Origin of the sequence: Thioalkalivibrio sp. ALJ4 (assembly GCF_000377225.1) — a bacterium.
Classification (GTDB): domain Bacteria; phylum Pseudomonadota; class Gammaproteobacteria; order Ectothiorhodospirales; family Ectothiorhodospiraceae; genus Thioalkalivibrio.
The window spans coordinates 123,667-142,075 of record NZ_KB897918.1 but is presented as its reverse complement, the minus strand read 5'-3'; the positions used below and the strand labels follow the sequence as shown (position 1 = coordinate 142,075).

Here is an 18,409-nt window from a genome sequence, read left to right as displayed (position 1 = left end):
ATGGCCCCAATCATTGCCACGCGCCGCATCCCGGCCAGCCACCCCTCACTGCCCGGGCATTTCCCCGGTCAGCCGGTCGTACCGGGCGTGGTCATCCTGGACACAGTGGTCGCCGTCGCGCGCGCAAGCGGCCTGGGGCCGGTGGCCGCCCTGCCACGGGCCAAGTTCCTGGCGCCATTGCTCCCGGAGGTCGATTTCCGGGTGGAGATTGACCCCCCTGGTACCAGCGGCCTGCGCGCATTCCGCGTTATCCGCGACGGTACGGAGCCCCCCGAACTCCTGTGTAGCGGGCAACTGAAACTGCACGACGCCGGACAACCGGCGTGAGCCGGGGGTGGTTCAGCCAGGGGGAGCGAGGGTCCCCCCTGGCGCTGCGCATCATCTTGTGGGTTGCCTTGCATCTCGGGCGACCGGCCGGGCGCGTACTGCTGTACCCGATAACCGCCTATTTTCTTCTGTTCGCTCCCAAGTCCCGGGGGTCCAGCCGGGACTACCTGCGCCGCGTGCTCGGACGCGAACCGCGCCTGCGCGAGATTGCCCGGCACTTCCACAGCTTCGCGGCCGTGATCCTGGACCGCGTCTTCCTGCTGGCCGGCAAGGACGAGTGCCTGGATCTTCAGGTTCACGATCGCGAGATCTTCCTCGAGCATGTCGAAAGCGGCCGCGGGGCCCTGCTGCTGGGGGCACACCTGGGGAGTTTCGAGGCCCTGCGGGTACTCGCGGTCGGCAAGAACGACTTTCCCGTGCGCGTGCTGATGTACCGCGATCACAATCAGCGCATCACCCAGTTGCTGGAGGCGCTCAACCCCGAGGTCGCCGCGTCGGTCATCCCCCTGGGCGACACCGAGACCCTGCTGCACGCCCGCGACTGCCTGGAACAGGGGGGGATTGTGGCCACCCTGGCCGATCGCGTGGCCGAGAGCGACAAGATGGTGGAATGCCGTTTCCTCGGGGGACGGGCCTTTTTTCCCCAGGGTCCCCTGCTGCTGGCCGCAGTACTGAAGGTCCCGGTCATCCTGTGCTTCGGCCTCTATCGCGGCGGCAATCGCTACGATATCGTCTTTGAACGCTTTGCCGACGTCATCGAGGCCCCCCGCGGCCGACGCGAAGAGGCCCTGGCCGAATGGGTGCAACGCTACGCCGATCGCCTCGAGGCACGTGTGCGCGAGGCCCCGTACAACTGGTTCAACTTCTATGATTTCTGGAATGACTCGTCTCGCTAAGCCTTGCTTCCGGCAACTGCCCGGGGTCCGGGCACTGGCCCTGGCGGTGCTCCTGCTGACTTGCCCGCTGTTCGCACAGGCGGAGACCTCCGGCGACACACTGGACCAGATCCTGGAGGCACTGGCCGACAATCCGCCTTCACGTATCGACTTTCGCGAAACCCGCCAGGACCCCCTGCTCGAATTCCCCGAGACCCGTACCGGCACACTGGTGTTCGAGCCGCCGGACACCCTGGAGCGCCGGATGGATGGCGACGGCGGCGAACGCGTGCGTATCGAGGGACGCCAGGTGATCGTGGAACGCCGAGGCTCCAGCCGCGAGGTGGACCTGGACGAGCAGCCGGGCCTGGCCGCGTTTGCCGCCTTGTTCCGCTCCCTCGCCAAGGGGGAACGCGAGGGACTGGAAGAACACTTCGAGGTCGAGACCGAAGGCGACCTGGAGGCCTGGAGGCTGGAACTCACTCCGCGTGACCGCGCCCTTCGTCGCATGATCCTCGGACTCGACCTCCAGGGCGAGGGCGGTGCCCTCCTGCGCCTGGACACCGAGGAATCCGGAGGGCGCCACAGCCGCATGCAGCTCGATCCGCAAGACGGCGACTGATTGGTGCCGAATCGCTTCCCCCTGTCACCGGGACCGGCGCTCTGGCTGATCGGGCTGCTGGTGGCAGCCAGCATCCTGCTGTGGCGAGGCGAACTGGTCACCGACCTCCAGGGCTTCACCCCGGAGCCGGTCACCGAGACCGGGGTGGCGCTGGACCCCGGGGGCGGCCCGGCCGGACAGATCCTGCTGCTGGGCATCGAAGGCGGGAACAGCCAGGCACGCGCGGATGCCAGCGACCATCTGGTCCAGGCGCTGCGCGACCACCCCGCGGTCGCGGAGATCCGCAACGGGCGTCTCGACCCGGATGACCCCGCCCTGGATTTCCTGCTTGAGCACCGCTATCTCCTGAGCCCCGAGGTCACCCCGGAGCGCTTCTCTGTCGGCACCCTGCGCGACCGGCTCGGGGAACGCCGGGAGGACCTCAGTAGTGCCGCCCCGCTGATGCCCCGGGAACTGATCGGCCGCGACCCCACGGGCGAATCACTGGTGGTGCTCGAGCAGTTGGGACAGGCCGGTGGCGGGGGCGAACGCGACAGCCACGGCATCTGGGTCGACCCCGAGCGCGATCGGGCCGTGCTGGTCCTGCACAGCGCGGCCGAAGGCATGGACCTGGACGGTCAGGAGTCGCTCCTGAAGGCGCTGGACGAGGCCTTCGCCGACTACGCGGACGAGCTGGATCTGCTCGTCGCGGGGCCGGCGGTGATTGCGGTCGAATCGCGCGGGCGTATCCGGGGCGAGATCACCGCCTTCAGCCTGGCCGCCAGCCTGGCCCTGGCCACGCTCCTGCTGGTCGTGTTTCGCCACCCCCACCCGGTCTGGCTCGCGGCCGTTCCGCTGGCCACCGGCATCCTGGCCGGGGCGGCGGTCGTGACCGTGGTTTTCGGCCACCTGCACGGGATCGCACTGGCGTTCGGCATTACCGTGCTGGGCATCGCGCTCGACTACCCATTGCACCTATTCGCGCACAGCCGGCAGCCCCCGAGGGACGGGATGCGCGGCGTGGCACGCGAGCTGTGGCCGGCGATTGGCCTGGGTGCCGGGAGCACGGTACTGGTCTACGCGCTGATGGCGATCACGGGGTTTTCCGGCATGGCCCAGCTCGGGCTGTTCGTGCTGACCGGCGTCGGCGTGGCCGCGATCACCACGCGCTGGGTACTGCCCCGCCTGATGCCGCAGGCTTTGCGGCGTAACGGGATACCCCCGGCCCGCCTACCGATACCGACCGCTCTGACGCAGCCGCCGGTGACGGCGCGCTGGGTCCTGGCCGCCTCCGTGCTGGGGGCGCTGGTGGTCATCGCCAGCGCCGACCCGTTCCCCTGGGAGGACAACCTGGGCGCACTGCACCCAGTGCCGCAGGAACACATCGACCGCGACCGCGAACTGCGCCACGCCCTGGGGCTGCCGGATATCCGCCATGCCCTGCTGATCACCGCTTCCAACCCCGAACGGGCGCTGCAGGCCGCCGAGGCACTGACCCCGGGCCTGGAAGATCTGCGCAACCAGGGGGCGCTGACCGCCTACGATCATGCGGCCCAGGCCCTGCCGAGCCAGGCACTGCAGCGCACACGCCAGGATTCCCTGCCCGCCACAGACACCCTGCGCGAGCGGCTGGACACCGCCGTCGACGGGCTGGGTTTTCGCGCAGACGCCTTCGACCCCTTTCTTCAGGATGTGGCACACGCCCGTGATCTGGAACCGCTGACCCCGGCCACACTGCCCGACGGCCCGCTGCGTCAGACGACGGGCACCCTGCTGATGCCGGACGAGAACCGCGGCGACTGGATGGCCTGGGTGCGGCTAAGCGGCGTGGAGGATGCGACCGCGGTGAGGCAATGGCTGCAGCGGGAACCGCTGGCGGATCTGGCCGATCTGGCCGATGTGGGCGTGCAGCACGTGGATTTCCTGCGTGCCTCGGAGGACCTGGTCAGCGGATTCCGCGATCAGGCGCTGCAGCGACTGGCCCTCGGTGTGGTGGCCGTCACCCTGTTGCTGTTGCTGGTCACGCGCGCCCCCGGGCGCAGCCTGCGCATCCTCACCGCAGTAGGGAGCGGGCTGGTCCTGACCGTGGCTGCGCTGATCCTGCTCGGGATTTCCCTATCCCTTTTCCATCTGATCGCGTTGTTGCTGATCGTTGGCCTGTGCCTGGACTACGCGGTGTTCTTCAGCCGCCCGCTGAGAGACCTGCAGGCGCGGCAGAACACGGCCGCATCGGTCAGCATTTGCGCATTGTCCACCGTGGCCGTGTTTGGCCTGCTGGCCCTTTCCAGTCTTCCGGTATTGCGGGCCATGGGGCTCACCGTATTACTGGGCGTGATATTTTCCTTTCTCGCAGCCGCGCTTCTGGCGCAGCCCCCCCAGTCGCGCCGTACAGTAGTCACCAACAATCCCTGACCCCACTGCCAACAGTCCCGCCAACCGCAGCCCGCCGAATGAATCCACTGGTAATCTCCGCCCACACCCTGACCTCCGCCACCGGAACCGGCCGCCAGGCCAATGCCGATGCACTGCACAAAGGGCACAGCGGGCTGCGCGCCTGCGACCTGGACTCCGTGCGGCTGGACACCCACATCGGGCGCGTGGCGGGTGTGGAGGACATCGTGCTGACGGATCACCTGGCCCCGTTTCAGTGCCGCAACCACCAGCTGGCCGAGCTGGGGCTGCGCCAGGATGGCTTCATCGAGGCCGTCGAGACCGCCCGCGAGCGCTACGGCGCCGGGCGCATCGCAGTCCTGATGGGCACCAGCACCTCGGGGATTGCCGCGACGGAGCAGGCCTACCACCGCCGCGACCCGGCCACCGGGGACCTGCCACCGGACTACGACTACCAGCACACCCAGAACATGTTCTCGCTGGCCGATTTCGTCGGTACCCGGCTCGGGCTGCGGGGACCGGCGATGGTCGTCTCCACGGCCTGCTCGTCCAGCGCCAAGGTGTTTGCCGATGCCGAACGCTTTATTGCGGCCGGGCTCTGCGACGCAGCAGTGGTCGGCGGGGTCGACACCCTCTGCGGGATGACGCTGCACGGCTTCAATGCGCTGCAGCTCGTGGCACCGGAACCCTGCCGCCCGCTGCATGCCGAGCGCGCCGGCATCTCCATCGGCGAGGCCGCCGGATTCTTCCTGCTGGAGAGGGCTGACAGCCACGCCGCCGGCCCTCGACTGATCGGCCACGGCGAATCCAGCGATGCCCACCACATGTCTGCCCCGCACCCGGAAGGGCTCGGTGCAGCACGCGCCATGGAGCAGGCCCTCACGCGGGCACAGCGGTCCGCCGGGGCCATCGACTACGTGCTTATGCATGCCACCGCGACCCCCGCCAACGACCGCTCCGAGGCACGCGCCCTGGCGCAGCTGTTTGGCGCAAAGAGCCGCGCCACCGGCACCAAGGGCCTGACCGGTCACACGCTCGGGGCGGCCGGCGCCGTCGGGGTCGCGCAGGCACTGGCCAGCCTGGAGAGGGGCTTCGTGCCCGCCACGGCGGGGCTCGACCAACTGGACCCTGAGCTTGAACTGGATGCCCGGGGGGGCTGCTGAGGAACGCGACATCCGCCACGTACTCGTAAACGCCTTCGGCTTTGGCGGCAACAACTGCAGCCTGCTGCTGGAGGCCGCATGAAGGTCGGTATTGCGGCCATCGGCCTGCTGGGCTCGGGCCTGGCCGATTTCGCCTCGGCGCGCCCCGTCCTCGCCGGGCAGCAGCCCCATGAACGGGCGCCGGTGACCATCCCGCCGACCACCCTGCTGCCGGCCAACGAACGCCGCCGCACGACGGACACGATTCGCCTGGCGCTGAAGGTCGCGGAGGAGGCCACGGCCGACTGCGACCGCAGCCAGCTGCGCTCGGTGTTCGCCTCGTCCTCCGGGGACATGGACATCATCGACCGCATTTGCGAGGCCCTGACGCAACCGGAGCCCATGGTCTCGCCCGTGCAATTCCACAACTCGGTACACAACGCCCCTGCCGGCAACTGGTCGATCGCGACCGCGAATCCGGCCCCGGCAACGGCCATCTCCGGCTTCAATGCGACGCTGGCGGCGGGACTGCTGGAGGCCGCCACGCTACTGCAGGCCGAGGGCGGCGACGTCCTGCTGGCCGCCTACGATGTCGCTTCCATGGCCACGTTCCGGCGTGTACGGCCCATCACCGAGCCGTTTGCCGTCGGCCTGCGCCTGAGTCCCGCGGGTGCCGGGCGGCCCACACTCGAGCTGGCCCTGGGAGAAGGCGGCGATCCCACCCCCTGCCGCCAGGATTCGCTCGAGGCCCTGCGCGGCACCAACCCCGCCGCCCGCGCCCTGCCCCTGCTGGAGGTGCTCGCGCGCGGCGAAGGCGGCCATGTTACGCTTGCCGCGCCGCTGGGACGATCGCTAGAGATCCGCGTCACGCCCTGATCTTCCGGTGGTTTGCCTCTCGCATTAACAACGGATCAGGACGATCCCGCATGAAGGCCGCCAGCCCCCAACTGAACCACGAGGCGATCTGCCGCCTGCTGCCGCATGCAGGCGCAATGTGCCTGCTGGAGGCCGTGGTCGCATGGGACGAACAGGCGATCCGTTGCCGCGCCATCAGCCACCGCGCCCCCGACAACCCCTTGCGCAACACCACCGGGCTCCCGGCCCTGTCGGCGCTGGAGTACGGCGCCCAGGCGATGGCCGTACATGGCGCCCTGCTGGCCGACGCCGGACCACCCAAGGCCGGCTTCCTGGCCGCAGTCCGCAACCTGCGCGTGCACCGGACTCTGCTGGACGACCTGAATGCGGATCTCGACATCACGGCCCGCAGCGTGATGTCGGATCGCAACAGCTCCATCTATGATCTCGAGGTATCGGCCGACGGCGAGCCCGTCCTGTCCGCGCGGGCGACCGTGATCCTGCAAACCGAGGACACCCCGACATGAGCCATCGTGCACTGATCACCGGCGCCAGCGGTGCCATCGGCCAGGCCATCGCACGGGCCCTGGCCGATCGCGGCTGCGAGGTTTTGCTGCACGCACACCGCAACCCCGAGCCTGCCCGCGAGCTGGCCGAACAGATCCACTCCGACGGCGGTCAGGCGGATGTCCTGGTCTTCGACATCACCGACGCCGATGCCGCGCGGGCGCAGCTGGAGCCCGTCGCGGCTGCGCAGCCGGTGCAGATCCTGGTTCACAACGCGGGCGTGCACGACGACGCGCCGCTGGCCGGCATGAGCCCGGAACAATGGGCCCGGCCGATCGATGTCGCGCTCAACGGGTTCTACAACGTGGCCCAGCCGCTGCTGCTGCCCATGATCACCACCCGCTGGGGTCGCGTGATTGCGATCTCCTCGGTAGCCGGCGTGGTCGGCAACCGCGGCCAGGCCAACTACGCCGCAGCCAAGTCGGGACTGCACGGGGCCATCCGCTCGCTGGCGCAGGAGGTCGGGTCGCGCGGCATCACGGCCAATGCGGTCGCGCCGGGGATCATCGAGACCGCGATGAGCGAGTCGAGCTTCGACACCGAGACGATCAGGCGCATGGTGCCCGCGCAGCGCGCCGGACGCCCCGAGGAAGTCGCCGGACTGGTGGCGTATCTGGCCTCCGAGCAGGCCGGCTATGTCTCCGGCCAGGTGATCGGCATCAATGGCGCACTGGCCTGAGCCGAGACGATGGCGTCCGTCTACGCGCTGATACCGGCCCATAACGAGGCCCCCACGATCGCCGCGGTCGTCGCGGCCACGCGCCCTCTTGTCGACCGGGTAATCGTGGTCGACGACGGCTCGCAGGACGGCACTGCCGACCGCGTCGCGACCGAACCCGGGGTGATTGAAGTCCTGCGGCTACCGGAAAACCGTGGCAAGGCGAACGCGCTTTGGACGGGCATGCAGTACGCCCTGGAACAGGGAGCGGATGCCATCGTCACGCTGGATGCGGACGGCCAGCACGATGCCTCGGAGATCCCGAACCTGATCGCCGCCTGGCGAGCCCACCCCCACCATCTGGTGATCGGGGCACGGCTCAAGGGCCGGGAAACAACGCCCCCTCTGCGCCTGTTTGGCAACCGCACCGCGGACTTCTGGATAGGCTGGGCCTCGGGACAGCCGCTGCGCGATTCGCAGTCCGGCTTTCGGCTGTATCCGGCCGGCCTGTTGCGACGCCTGGAGCTGCCTCATGGCGAGCGCCGCAGCTTCGTATTCGAGAGCGAGGCCCTGATCGAGGCCGAACGCCTGGGCTTCCCGGTCACCCTGGTACCCGTGCGCTGCATCTACCCGGACCAGCACCGCGCCAGCCATTTTCGGGCCGCCACCGACACCCTGCGCATTATCCAGATGGTCGCCCTGCGCCTGCTCGCGCGTGGCCTGCACCCGCTCGGTCTGCTGCGACATCTGGGACTACTGCGCAGACCCTGAAAATCACCGCAAGGGTCGGATTCAAAAACCTTTTTCCAGGACGGGCATGGCAATTCGAGGCCACGCTGCCTACACTGCGAGGTGATCATCCACCATCAAGGCCGACACCAATGTCTGCAAGACTCCTGCTGATCCTGCTCATAGCCAGCGTACTCGTGCTCGCGGGCTGCCGCGGTACCGCACCGGTGCATGATGTCAGCGACACCACAGTCACCGATGTGCACGGCGAGCGCCCGAGCGCAGAGCAGATGCAACAGGCGATCCGCAACGCCGGCGCGGCACTGGGCTGGCAGATGAGCGAAACCGAGTCCGGCCTGCTCGAAGGTCGGCTGTCGCTGCGCGACCATATTGCAGTGGTCGAAATCCCCTATAGCGACGGGGCGTACAGCATCCGCTACAAGGACAGCTCGAACCTCGACTACGAGGATGGACGCATTCACCCGAATTACAACAACTGGGTGCAGAATCTGGACAACCAGATCCGCGCGGAAATCTCGGCGCTCTAATCCCGTTACTCCCGTATAGCCACCCCAACCAACAGAAAGGCCGGGCATACGCCCGGCCTTTCTTTCGTCCGCTCCCGCGAGTACACCTCGGTAGCGGAAGGAGTATTCGCCCGCCTAATCGACCCGCGGACGCGACGGCGGCTGCTCGGCGTCGGAGGACTCGCGGTAGTCGCTCTCGTAGCGCCGGTCGGGTACATCGCCCTCCGGCTCCGAGTCGCGTTCACGGTGTCCGCGGCCCTCGCTCGGACTGTCGCCGTAATCACGATTCGGCACGTTCGACAACAGGCGTCCCGCGCGATCCTCCAGGCGGTCCCGGGTCGGCTTGTCCGCCAGCTCCTCCGCACTCTGGGCGAGGTGGTGATAGAGGTCGCGATAGGAACCGGCCATGGTCGCGAACAGGGTGGCCGTACGGTCGAAGTGGTCGTTGACCTGACCGCGATAGCGCGTCAGCTCCTGCATGCGCCGATCCAGCTCTTCCTCCAGCTCGCGGATCAGTTTGCGTTCGTCACTGGTCACGCGACCGACCCAGAAGCCCACCAGACCAGCCACCACGATCGCCAGAATCCCGAGGGCCGTCCACAGCCCGACTGCCGTTTGATCTTCCACTGTCATTTTCCGCGAGGAAACACGGTCGCCATTGTGCCGCACGACCGTCGCGAACGCACTCGCCGCCCCCATTCCCGGCCATGCTAATCTCGCTCAACGCGAACCGCGTCAATGGAACCCGCCCGAACGGGTGACGGACAACGATTCAATCGGCTGTCGCGATCGTCGACACACACAGCCAAAGGCCCCTGAACCATGCGCCCAAGGCCGACCACACGCTGGCTATCCCTGATCCTGGTCATCGGCCTGGCCGGGCTGCTGTCCGGCTGCGCCCCAACCACCCTCAAGGCCCCGGCGGAGCCCGAAGACCCGGTGACCGTGGCCGTGCTCGACCACGGCCGCCACTCCAGCCTGGTGCTGCCGACCGAACCGCCCGGGCACTGGCTGCGCTATTCCTATGGCGACTGGTCATTCTATGTCGAACGCAATACTGGACCGGGAGCGATGCTCGCGGCCGTCTTCGCCTCCACTCCGGCGGCGCTGGGACGCCAGGAGCTTGAGGGCGCCAACCTGAACGCCGCCGTGCGCGCGGGCCTGCGGGTTCCGTTGGAGGAGGTCCACCACATCGAGGTCCCGGCCTCACGGGCGCAGGCACTGATCGAAAAGCTCGAGGCCATATGGGAAGAAGGGGCCGACGAGCGCGTCCACTCCGCGGCCTGGGGCATGAGCTTCGTCCGCCACCCCGATGCCTACACCCTGCGCCACAATTCGAACCGCGTGGTCGCCCAGTGGCTGGAAACCCTCGACGTCGAGGTCTCGAAGAAACCAGTGCTATCGAACTGGCAGGTCGAAACCCAATAGTTACAACCCGTGCGCCCACTCCAGGACCGCATCCTGGAGATTGCGCCCATGCCCGATGTGCGCACGCGGCCCATTCACCAGCACTGTGACGATCACGTCATCGCCGCTGGACGTGCGGACATAGCCCGCCACCGCCGAGACCTCGTTGATGTGCCCGGTCTTCAGGTGCATCTGCCCGCGCAGGTCACCATTGCGGAAGCGGTTGCGCAGGGTACCGTCCAGCCCCGACAGGGCCAGGGACGACTGGAACTCGGGCCGATGCGGGTGCTTCCAGCCCGCCTCGAGGATCTCGCCGAGCTGGCGCGCGGTCATCCGGGCATCGCGGCTGAGGCCCGAGCCGTTGTCGACCACCATACCGCCGACATCCACGCCCAGATCGCGCAGTGAGTCGACCAGGGCCTCGCGCCCCTTGTCCATCGTCGCGGGCGGGCCGTTCTTGCGCGCCCCCAGGGTCAGCAGCAAGTGATCGCTCATGACATTCGAGCTCCACTTGTTGGACACCCGGATCAGATCGGACAGGGGCCGCGAGCGATGGCGCACAATCGGCTCGTCATGCAGCACGGGCAGCACGCCGGTACGCACCCTGCCCGTCAGCTCGCCGCCCCATTGATCCCAGGCCATGCGAAACATCTCGGCATGATTGGCCTCCGGCGAGAGTACCGAGCGCAGCATCTCGTAGTTGCCACAGTTCACCGGGTACTGGCCGGAGAAGGTCACCCGCTGGGCGTTCTGATCGACATTGAACTGGATACCCCGCTGCCACTCGCCACACCCCCCTCGGGTCGGCTGCAGGCGGTTGACGACCTCGAGCCCGGGCAGGGGCGGATCGACCACCACATCGATGCCGTTGCCGCGCCGTTCGGGACGCACGTGGAAGCGCTGGGAATTGGAGTTCACGTGCAGGGCATACGGCAGCTGGTTGTACGCCCGCAATGGCTGGCGGTTGAAGTCTCCAGGGTCCCGATTCGGGAGCTGGAAGTGGCTGGCATCCAGGATCACATCGCCCTCGATGCGCTTGAGCCCGGTACGGCGCAGCTCGCCAATCATGCGCCAGTATTCCTCGCTCACCATGCCCGGGTCGCCAGTCCCACGGATCACCAGGTCCCCGCGCAGCACACCATCCTGGACCGGGCGGGTGGCCCAGATCTCGGTCGTCCAGGTGTAATTGGGGCCGAGTTCGTGCAGGGCCGCCAGCGAGGTGGCCAGCTTGACCGTGGAGGCCGGGTTATAAGGGGTATCGGCATTCAGCCGGGCCAGCACGGCCCCGTCCGGGACCCGCTGCACCCAGAGACCCACCGAGTCGGGGGACAGCCCCTGGGCCTGGATTGCCCGCTGTAGCGGCGCAGGCAGGTGTTCGAACTGCGCCTGCGCCGGCGGCACGACCAGCAACAGTGCGACACACAGCGTCCAGGGGGACAAGGCCCGGCGGAACGACCGTCGGGAGAACCAGAAGAAACACTTGCGCATCGAAGCTACCATCCCGAAGCAGACACCGGATCGACGCCACAATAGTCACCCGCAACGGGGGGGCTGACAAGCCCCGGATCGGCGCAACGCCGGTCCTGCCGGACAAACCCGCAAACCGCCTCAGGCGGACTCGCACGGGAAGTCGATCACCTGTTCGATACGCTCCGCCCCCAGCAGCCGCATCAGCAGGCGATCGACCCCCACCGCCACCCCGGCACACTCGGGCAGCCCCGACGCCAGCGCGGCCTCCAGATGGGCATCGGGTCGGGGCAGGACCTGCCCGCGCTGCCTGCGCAGCGCCTGGTCGCGATCGCGACGTTCACGAAACTGGGCGGGGTCGCTCAGCTCGTGGTAGCCGTTGGCCAGCTCCAGCGCGCCCCAGTACACCTCGAAGCGCGCCGCGAGCCGGGCATCCTGTTCACAGGGGCGGGCCAACACCGCCTGGCTCTCCGGGTAGTCGTGCACCACGGTGAGCCGGTCGTCCGGAAACGCCGGGGCAATCGCCAGGCTGATCAGGAGATCCAGCCAGGCATCACGATCCAGCGCCCCCTGAATCTCCAGCCCCTGGCGTGCCGCGACGGCCTGCAGTGCGTCGGCATCCGCCACCAGCGGGTCGATGCCCAGATGTTCCTGAAACAACGCCTGATACGAGATCTCGCGCAGGCGGGCCGGACGCCTCCAGCTCGCATCCAGTGCCGCCTGGTTCATGATCAGGGCCACCACCTCGCGCGCCAGACGGTGATGATCCATCCCGTGGCGGTACCACTCCAGCAGCGTGAACTCGGGATTGTGGCGGGGCCCCGATTCGCCACCTCGAAAGACGCGCGCGATCTGGTAGATGTCCGGCGCGCCATCCGCCAGCAGGCGCTTCATCGGGTATTCCGGCGAGGTCTGCAGATAGCCACTGGCGCCGTCCGGGCTGGTTGCGGTCCAGCTCTCGACCATCGGATCCAGAGGCGCGCCGCGGCTCAGGATCGGCGTCTCCACCTCGAGCACATTGCGTGCGGCAAAGAACCCGCGCAGGCCGGCCAGCAGCCGCGCACGCGCCTCCCGGGCCGCCGCGGCGCCCGGTCGCCAGTCAGTCATGCCCGGCCGCCCGCGACAATCAGACGCGCGAGACGTACTCGCCGGAGCGGGTGTCGACCTTGACCGTCTCGCCTTCCTCGACGAACAGCGGGACCTTGACCACCGCACCGCTCTCTAGCGTTGCGGGCTTGGTGCCGCCCTGGGCGGTATCACCGCGCACGCCCGGGTCGCACTGGGTGATCTTCATCTCGACAAAGGACGGCGGCACCACCGACAGCGGTTCGCCGTTCCACAGGGTTACGGTGCAGACGTCCTGCTCCTTCAGCCACTGACCGCAGCCGCCCAGCGCAGCCTCGCCGACGGCGTACTGCTCGAAGGTGTCCGGCACCATGAAATGCCAGAACTCGCCATCGTTGTAGAGGTACTGCATCTCGGTATCCATGACATCGGCCGCCTCGACCGACTCACCGGACTTGAAGGTCTTTTCCAGCACCCGCCCCGTGCGCAGGTTGCGCAGCTTGACGCGGTTGAAGGCCTGGCCCTTGCCCGGCTTGACGAATTCGTTCTCGACAATGGCCTGCGGGTCGCCATCCAGCAGGAGTTTGAGACCGGCCTTGAATTCGTTGGTACTGTAGGTTGCCATTGCGCGTCAGTCCTCAAGCGATTGCGTGGCGCGGACATGACCGCCCACTAACGAGTCTGCCATGCCCACAAAGCCCATCATGATAACGCGCACGCCGCGGGGAACCCAGCCGAGCGACCGAACCCGCACGGGGGACACCACGCCGGCCTGGCAGCAAGCGTTCGCCCGCGCGATCCGCGACCCCGAAACCCTGGCCCGCGAACTGGAGCTGGACCCGACTCACCTGCCCGGCCTGCACGCGGGCCATACCCTGTTTCGAGTGCGCGTCCCGGCAAGCTACCTCGCACGCATGCGCAAGGGCGACCCACGGGACCCTCTGCTACTGCAGGTCCTGCCTCAGCATCGGGAGACCGAAGAGCACCCGGGATTCGTGGCGGACCCGGTGGGCGACCACGACGCCCTGGCCGCCCCCGGCCTCGTGCACAAATACCATGGTCGCGTGCTGCTGCTGACGACCGGGGCCTGCGCGGTGCACTGTCGCTACTGCTTCCGCCGCGAGTTCCCGTACGCCGAGCACAACGCATCTCAGGAAGACTGGGCGCCCGCACTTGCCTACATCCATGCCGACAGCTCTATCCGTGAGGTGATCCTGAGCGGCGGTGACCCCCTGTCTCTGCCAGATCGGCGCCTCGCCGATCTGGTCCGGCGCCTGGAGGTCATCCCCCACCTCGAGCGCCTGCGCATCCACACGCGGCTGCCGGTCGTTCTGCCGGAGCGGGTGGACAACCAACTCCTGAGCTGGCTGGGCAAGGGGCGCCTGCATCATGTACTGGTCCTGCACGCCAATCATCCGCGGGAGTTTGCCGACCCGGCCGCCCCCGCCCTTGCACGTCTGCATGCGCACGGCATCACATTGCTGAACCAGGCGGTACTGCTGGCCGGGATCAACGATGACCCGGACACCCTGTGCGAACTCCAGGAGGCCGGTTTTCGCCACGGGGTTCTTCCCTACTACCTCCACCTGCTCGACCGCACGCGGGGCACCGCCCATTTCGAGGTCACGGAGCACCGCGCGCTGGAGCTACACCAGGCCCTGCATGCCCGGCTGCCCGGTTATCTGGTGCCCCGCCTGGTCCGCGAGATCCCGGGCGAGCCCGGCAAGACGCCCCGTTGGGCCGGGCTGTGAAGGCGCGCACACAGGTCGTGATTAGCACCCCCCTCGGGAGGTGCTACAGTGAACGGATGCCCGGCCACCAACGGTGCAACCTCCAGCCCCCCTCATGACCGACACCCTGCCCAAACTGCCAACCCGCACCGCCGGCCCCGAGAGCTTCCCGCATCGCCAGCCGCGCAGCCTGCGCCAGTGGTGTCGAGCACTCCCGTCGGCCGACCCGGAATCGGCCTTTTCCCATTTGCGTCAGGCCCTGAGAGAACTGAACAGTCTCGCGCTGGACCCCGGGGTTCGTTACTCGTTGATCACCCTGCTGGAGGAGCCCCTGCTGCCCTTGCTGCAGCGGACCGGAAAATCCCTTTCCCAGCGCATGCTCCCCCTGGGGGCGCGCAGTCTGAGGCGCGCGCGGGAGCAGGCCGAGGCACTGGACAGCCTGCTCACCGCCTGGCTCCTGATTGCCCGCGAACACCACGGGCAGAGCGAACGCGGTGCGCGTGCGTTGCAGGCCGCCCTGGCCTTGAGCGCCGCCCAAGCCGTGCATCACTGGCGCCTGTATCAACCGCTCCCGGATGACTTCTGGCAGCGTACCTACGCCATCCTGTCATGGGCACGTGCACAGAACCTCGCGCAGGCACAGCCGCGCGACGAGTCTCGCTATGGGCCCCTGTCCATGGCCCCGGTCGAGACCCTGGCGGCACGTCTGATGCTGCTGGGCGGCAGCGACCCCAATGCCCTGGAGGTGGGCGAGGTCGACCTTCTGGCTCGCTGGCTGGACCGTCTGCCACTGTCCTGCGGCGAAGGGCTGTCCGCGACCCCGCACCCCGACCTCCCGGTCCTGTGTGCGGCCCTCGACAGCGCCCACCCTCCGGGGCTGACACTGCGCGAGCACGCGCGGCTGCACGGTGACTGTTGTGTCGAACTCGGGCCGGTGCTGGAGCAGCTGCGAGAGGCGCCTCGCCGCCTGGAACCGCACCGGCGCCCGGACGAGCGCAGCCTGACCGAACGCCTGCTGCGGCTCTGGTCGCAGCTGCCCACCCGCCAGCATTCGCGCGAAACCACCGAGGGCCAGCACCGCCTGTGCCTGCTGGGGATCAAGCGCATCCAGCACTTCCTGTGCGAGGAACTGGAGGAACGCAAGCGCGACACATCACATACGCCCCTCCCCAGCGGAGTCACCCGGGACACGGATCGGGTGGGCGTTTACCACATGTCCACCGCCGCCGAGCGCGGCTCGGACTTCGCCCTGGTGGATGCCGCGAGCCCACACCGCCCACCGTCCGAGCTGCGCAAGCTGGCGGACGGGCCGCCCGATACGGCCGCTGCCGCCTGGGAAAACGTCGGTCGCGGGCTGGAGAGTGCCCGTCCGGACGAACCCCGCACCCCGATCACCAAGCGGCACCCCCCCGAGCAATGGACCGTGGACGACATCGGGGCGGGCGGACTGCGCCTGCGGCTGGCTCAGCCCCGCCAGTCACTACTGATTGGCGACCTGGCCGCCCTGCGCCACCCCGACGACCACTACTGGACGGTCGGGGTCCTGCGCTGGATCCGCTACGACAGCGACATCGAGATCAGCATCGGGGTGGAATTTCTCGCCGAACGCGGCCTGCCGGTGCAACTGCAGGAGTACCGTAATGGCCGCGCGGCCGGCCCGGCGCACCCGGGTCTGTTTGCCTCGCTGCGCAGGGATCGTGGCGGGGCGGCGCTGTTCATGCCGGCCCAGGTGTTCGACCACGAGAGCCGCGTCGTATGCTGGCTGGCGGGGCGCCCGCGTGTCCTGGCACTGGACAGCGAGCGCACCGGTACGACACTGTTTACCGAAACCGGCTGCCGGATGACCGATCTGACGCTGGGAGAACCGCCTCCCGATGACATGGAAGCCAACGAAGCGGTGACTGACCAGGCCCAGCCCGGGCTGTCGCTCACACCGCGCGAACGCAATAATGGACCCGCATGAGCGAAACCATCCGAATCCTCTTCGTCACGGCGAACCCGAACCTCGCCGAACAAGTCATCAGCAGCATTCGTACGCGGGGTAGCGCGGTACGGCCGGAACAGGTCGAGACCCAGGACGACCTGATCAGCGCGCTGGAGAACACGCGACACGACGTGGTTGTATTGATCGAGCCCGGTCTCACGCTCTCGCGAGAGGTGGTCGATGCCGCCCTGCGCGACAGTGGGCGCCGCATCCCGCTGGTCCTGCTAACCGAGCGTCCGGAGCCCGAGCGTGTCCTGGACTATGAGGCTGGGAGTTTCGCCGTGGTCGATCACGAGCAGGTCGATCTGGCGAGCCTGATGGCCATCCGCGCGGCCGAACAACGGCGCCTGCGCCAGCGTGTCCAGCGTCTTGAGGCCTCCCTGCACGAGTCCGAGAACCGCTGCCAGTTGTTGCTCGACAACTCGCGCGACGCGATCGCGTATGTCCACGAGGGCATGCACCTGTACGCCAACGCCTCCTGGCGCGAACGCTTCGGTATCGAGGACCCGGACGAGGTCGACGGGCTGCCACTGATGGATCTGGTCACGGCCGATAACCGCGGCGAGATGAAGGCGCTGCTGCGCCGCTTCCAGAATGGCGAGGAAGGCGATACGGCTCGCGCCCGCTTCCACCTGCAGAGTATCGATGGCCTGCCATTCGAGGCCGATCTGCGCCTGTCCGCCGCGAGCGTGGAGGGCGAGGCCTGCACCCAGCTCCAGCTGGAAGCCAGCCAGGAAGACCCCGAGCTGGCGGAGCGCATCGACTTCCTCTCGCAGCGCGATCTGGTCACCGGCCTGTACAACCGCCAGCACTTCCTGTCCACGATCGAGAGCGCTCAGACCCGGGCCGAGGAGACGGAGAAACCCTTCGCGCTGCTGACCCTGACAGTCGACCGCTTCGCGGAGATCCGCGCGAAGGTCGGGATGTCGGCCGCCGACCTGCTCCTGGCCGACATGGGCAAGATGATTGAGGATCACTTTCCGGAACCCGCGATTGCCGCACGCCTGGAGGGCGAACACTTCGGTGTGCTGGCGCCGGAGACCCGCCGTCAGGAGGTCGAGGAGCGCATCCACAGCCTGATGCAGGCCGTCACCGGGCATGTCTTCGAACTCAACCAGTCGTCGACCAACTGCACCCTGTCGGCCGGCGCGGTGATCGCCGATGAGAGCGCCCCCAGCACGGAGGATCTGCTCGACCAGGCCCACCGGGCGCTGGAGGAAGCAGTCGAGGCGGGCGGCGGCGTCCATCGCTTCTACCACCCGGCCGAAGGCGAGCTGACCCAGGGCCAGGCTGATCAACAGTGGAAGCTGCGCATCCAGGACGCCCTGGACCATGACCGCCTGGAACTTCGCTTCCAGCCGATCGTGCATCTGCACGGCAACGACCGGCCGCGCTATTCCGTGTTCGTGCGCCTGCGCGACGCCGACGGCCACCTGCACGAGCCACCCGCCTTCCTGCCTGCGGCCGAACGCACAGGCATGGCCCCGGCGGTGGATCGCTGGATCGTCAAGACCGCGCTGGGCGAACTCGCCGGGTGCCTGAAGTCCCAGCCCAAGACTCAGTTTTTCCTGAAGCTGGGCACCGGCTCAATGGGCGACCCGACCGTGGTCAGCTGGCTCAACGATGACCTGCACGCCCTGCGCATCCCGGCCGACAACGTCGTGGTCGAGCTCAAGGAGCCGACCGTGGTCACTAACCTGAAGCCGGCGATGAACGTATCGCGCGGCCTGATGGAGATGCACAGCCACCTGTGCATCGACGACTTCGGCAATGGCCTGAACCCGTTCCAGCTGCTGCAGCACCTGGAGGCCGATCACATCAAGCTCGACCCCTCATTCGTCGAGGGGCTGGCGGAGAACGACGAAAACCAGGAGGCGATCCGCGAGTACGTCGACGCGGCGCACGCCAAGGGCAAGCAGGTGATCGTGCCTCACGTCGAGGATGCCAGCGTGCTCGCCGTGCTCTACGGATTGAACGTCAACCTGGTGCAGGGGTACTTCATCCAGTCGCCCCTGGCCAAACCGACGTTCGACTTCGAGGCGACCTGACCGAGGGAAACACTGATGAATGTACGCGCTCGCGTT

General features: G+C 67.9%; 17 protein-coding genes and 1 pseudogene. 14 read left to right on the top strand and 4 right to left on the bottom strand.

What is annotated here, in order from left to right:
- The 10 genes and pseudogenes from C936_RS0106905 (at position 1) to C936_RS0106860 (ending at position 8,693) form a co-directional block, all read left to right on the top strand.
- Positions 1 to 327 carry a hypothetical protein gene (locus C936_RS0106905; RefSeq protein WP_018174596.1) on the top strand — a complete coding sequence of 109 codons (327 nt, stop codon included), beginning with the start codon at positions 1 to 3 and terminating at the stop codon, positions 325 to 327.
- On the top strand, positions 324 to 1,223 hold the full coding sequence (locus C936_RS0106900) for a lipid A biosynthesis acyltransferase (protein WP_018862883.1): 900 nt from the start codon (positions 324 to 326) through the stop codon (positions 1,221 to 1,223). Before C936_RS0106905 ends, C936_RS0106900 begins: the two co-directional genes overlap by 4 nt.
- Positions 1,224 to 1,269: 46 nt before the next feature.
- Complete coding sequence (locus C936_RS0106895) at positions 1,270 to 1,824, top strand: LolA-related protein (RefSeq protein ID WP_018649061.1); 555 nt, start codon at positions 1,270 to 1,272, stop codon at positions 1,822 to 1,824.
- Entirely contained in the window at positions 1,825 to 4,215 is a 2,391-nt protein-coding gene (locus C936_RS0106890) for an MMPL family transporter (protein WP_018649062.1), read from the top strand.
- Between the two features lie 38 nt (positions 4,216 to 4,253).
- Positions 4,254 to 5,439 (top strand): annotated as a pseudogene (locus tag C936_RS14250) (beta-ketoacyl-[acyl-carrier-protein] synthase family protein).
- Complete coding sequence (locus C936_RS0106880) at positions 5,436 to 6,212, top strand: beta-ketoacyl synthase chain length factor (RefSeq protein WP_018649064.1); 777 nt, start codon at positions 5,436 to 5,438, stop codon at positions 6,210 to 6,212. The pseudogene C936_RS14250 and the gene C936_RS0106880 overlap by 4 nt, the downstream one beginning before the upstream one ends.
- A gap of 50 nt (positions 6,213 to 6,262) precedes the next feature.
- Complete coding sequence (locus tag C936_RS0106875) at positions 6,263 to 6,718, top strand: hypothetical protein (protein WP_018649065.1); 456 nt, start codon at positions 6,263 to 6,265, stop codon at positions 6,716 to 6,718.
- Entirely contained in the window at positions 6,715 to 7,437 is a 723-nt protein-coding gene (fabG, locus tag C936_RS0106870) for a 3-oxoacyl-ACP reductase FabG (RefSeq protein ID WP_018649066.1), read from the top strand. Before C936_RS0106875 ends, fabG begins: the two co-directional genes overlap by 4 nt.
- A 9-nt stretch (positions 7,438 to 7,446) precedes the next feature.
- Positions 7,447 to 8,187, top strand: coding sequence for a glycosyltransferase family 2 protein (locus C936_RS0106865; protein WP_018649067.1), 741 nt, complete (start codon positions 7,447 to 7,449; stop codon positions 8,185 to 8,187).
- 110 nt (positions 8,188 to 8,297) lie between these two features.
- Positions 8,298 to 8,693 carry a hypothetical protein gene (locus C936_RS0106860; RefSeq protein WP_018649068.1) on the top strand — a complete coding sequence of 132 codons (396 nt, stop codon included), beginning with the start codon at positions 8,298 to 8,300 and terminating at the stop codon, positions 8,691 to 8,693.
- 114 nt (positions 8,694 to 8,807) lie between these two features.
- On the opposite strand, the gene C936_RS0106855 is transcribed toward C936_RS0106860, so the two are convergent.
- A complete protein-coding gene (locus C936_RS0106855; RefSeq protein ID WP_018649069.1) occupies positions 8,808 to 9,299 on the bottom strand; it encodes a YhcB family protein in 492 nt (163 codons plus the stop codon).
- Positions 9,300 to 9,494: 195 nt separating this feature from the next.
- Between C936_RS0106855 and C936_RS0106850 the strand changes: the two genes are divergently transcribed.
- Positions 9,495 to 10,100 carry a DUF2459 domain-containing protein gene (locus C936_RS0106850; RefSeq protein WP_018649070.1) on the top strand — a complete coding sequence of 202 codons (606 nt, stop codon included), beginning with the start codon at positions 9,495 to 9,497 and terminating at the stop codon, positions 10,098 to 10,100.
- Here C936_RS0106850 and dacB read toward each other — a convergent pair whose 3' ends face one another.
- The 3 genes from dacB to efp form a co-directional block, all read right to left on the bottom strand.
- Positions 10,101 to 11,567, bottom strand: coding sequence for a D-alanyl-D-alanine carboxypeptidase/D-alanyl-D-alanine-endopeptidase (dacB, locus tag C936_RS0106845; protein ID WP_018649071.1), 1,467 nt, complete (start codon positions 11,565 to 11,567; stop codon positions 10,101 to 10,103).
- A 120-nt stretch (positions 11,568 to 11,687) separates the two neighbouring features.
- Positions 11,688 to 12,653, bottom strand: coding sequence for an EF-P lysine aminoacylase EpmA (gene epmA, locus C936_RS0106840; protein WP_018649072.1), 966 nt, complete (start codon positions 12,651 to 12,653; stop codon positions 11,688 to 11,690).
- Positions 12,654 to 12,672: 19 nt separating this feature from the next.
- Entirely contained in the window at positions 12,673 to 13,236 is a 564-nt protein-coding gene (efp, locus tag C936_RS0106835; RefSeq protein WP_018137742.1) for an elongation factor P, read from the bottom strand.
- 79 nt (positions 13,237 to 13,315) lie between these two features.
- Here efp and epmB point away from each other — a divergent pair, with 79 nt between their 5' ends.
- The 3 genes from epmB (at position 13,316) to C936_RS0106820 (ending at position 18,373) form a co-directional block, all read left to right on the top strand.
- Positions 13,316 to 14,362, top strand: a complete 1,047-nt coding sequence (gene epmB, locus C936_RS0106830) for an EF-P beta-lysylation protein EpmB (protein WP_196800030.1) — start codon at positions 13,316 to 13,318, stop codon at positions 14,360 to 14,362.
- 94 nt (positions 14,363 to 14,456) lie between these two features.
- Positions 14,457 to 16,304 (top strand): hypothetical protein, encoded by a 1,848-nt coding sequence (locus C936_RS0106825; RefSeq protein ID WP_018649074.1) that lies wholly within the window; start codon positions 14,457 to 14,459, stop codon positions 16,302 to 16,304.
- Positions 16,301 to 18,373: an EAL domain-containing protein gene (locus tag C936_RS0106820; protein ID WP_018649075.1), complete on the top strand. Its 2,073-nt coding sequence runs from the start codon at positions 16,301 to 16,303 to the stop codon at positions 18,371 to 18,373. The genes C936_RS0106825 and C936_RS0106820 overlap by 4 nt, the downstream gene beginning before the upstream one ends.
- Positions 18,374 to 18,409: the final 36 nt, after the last annotated feature.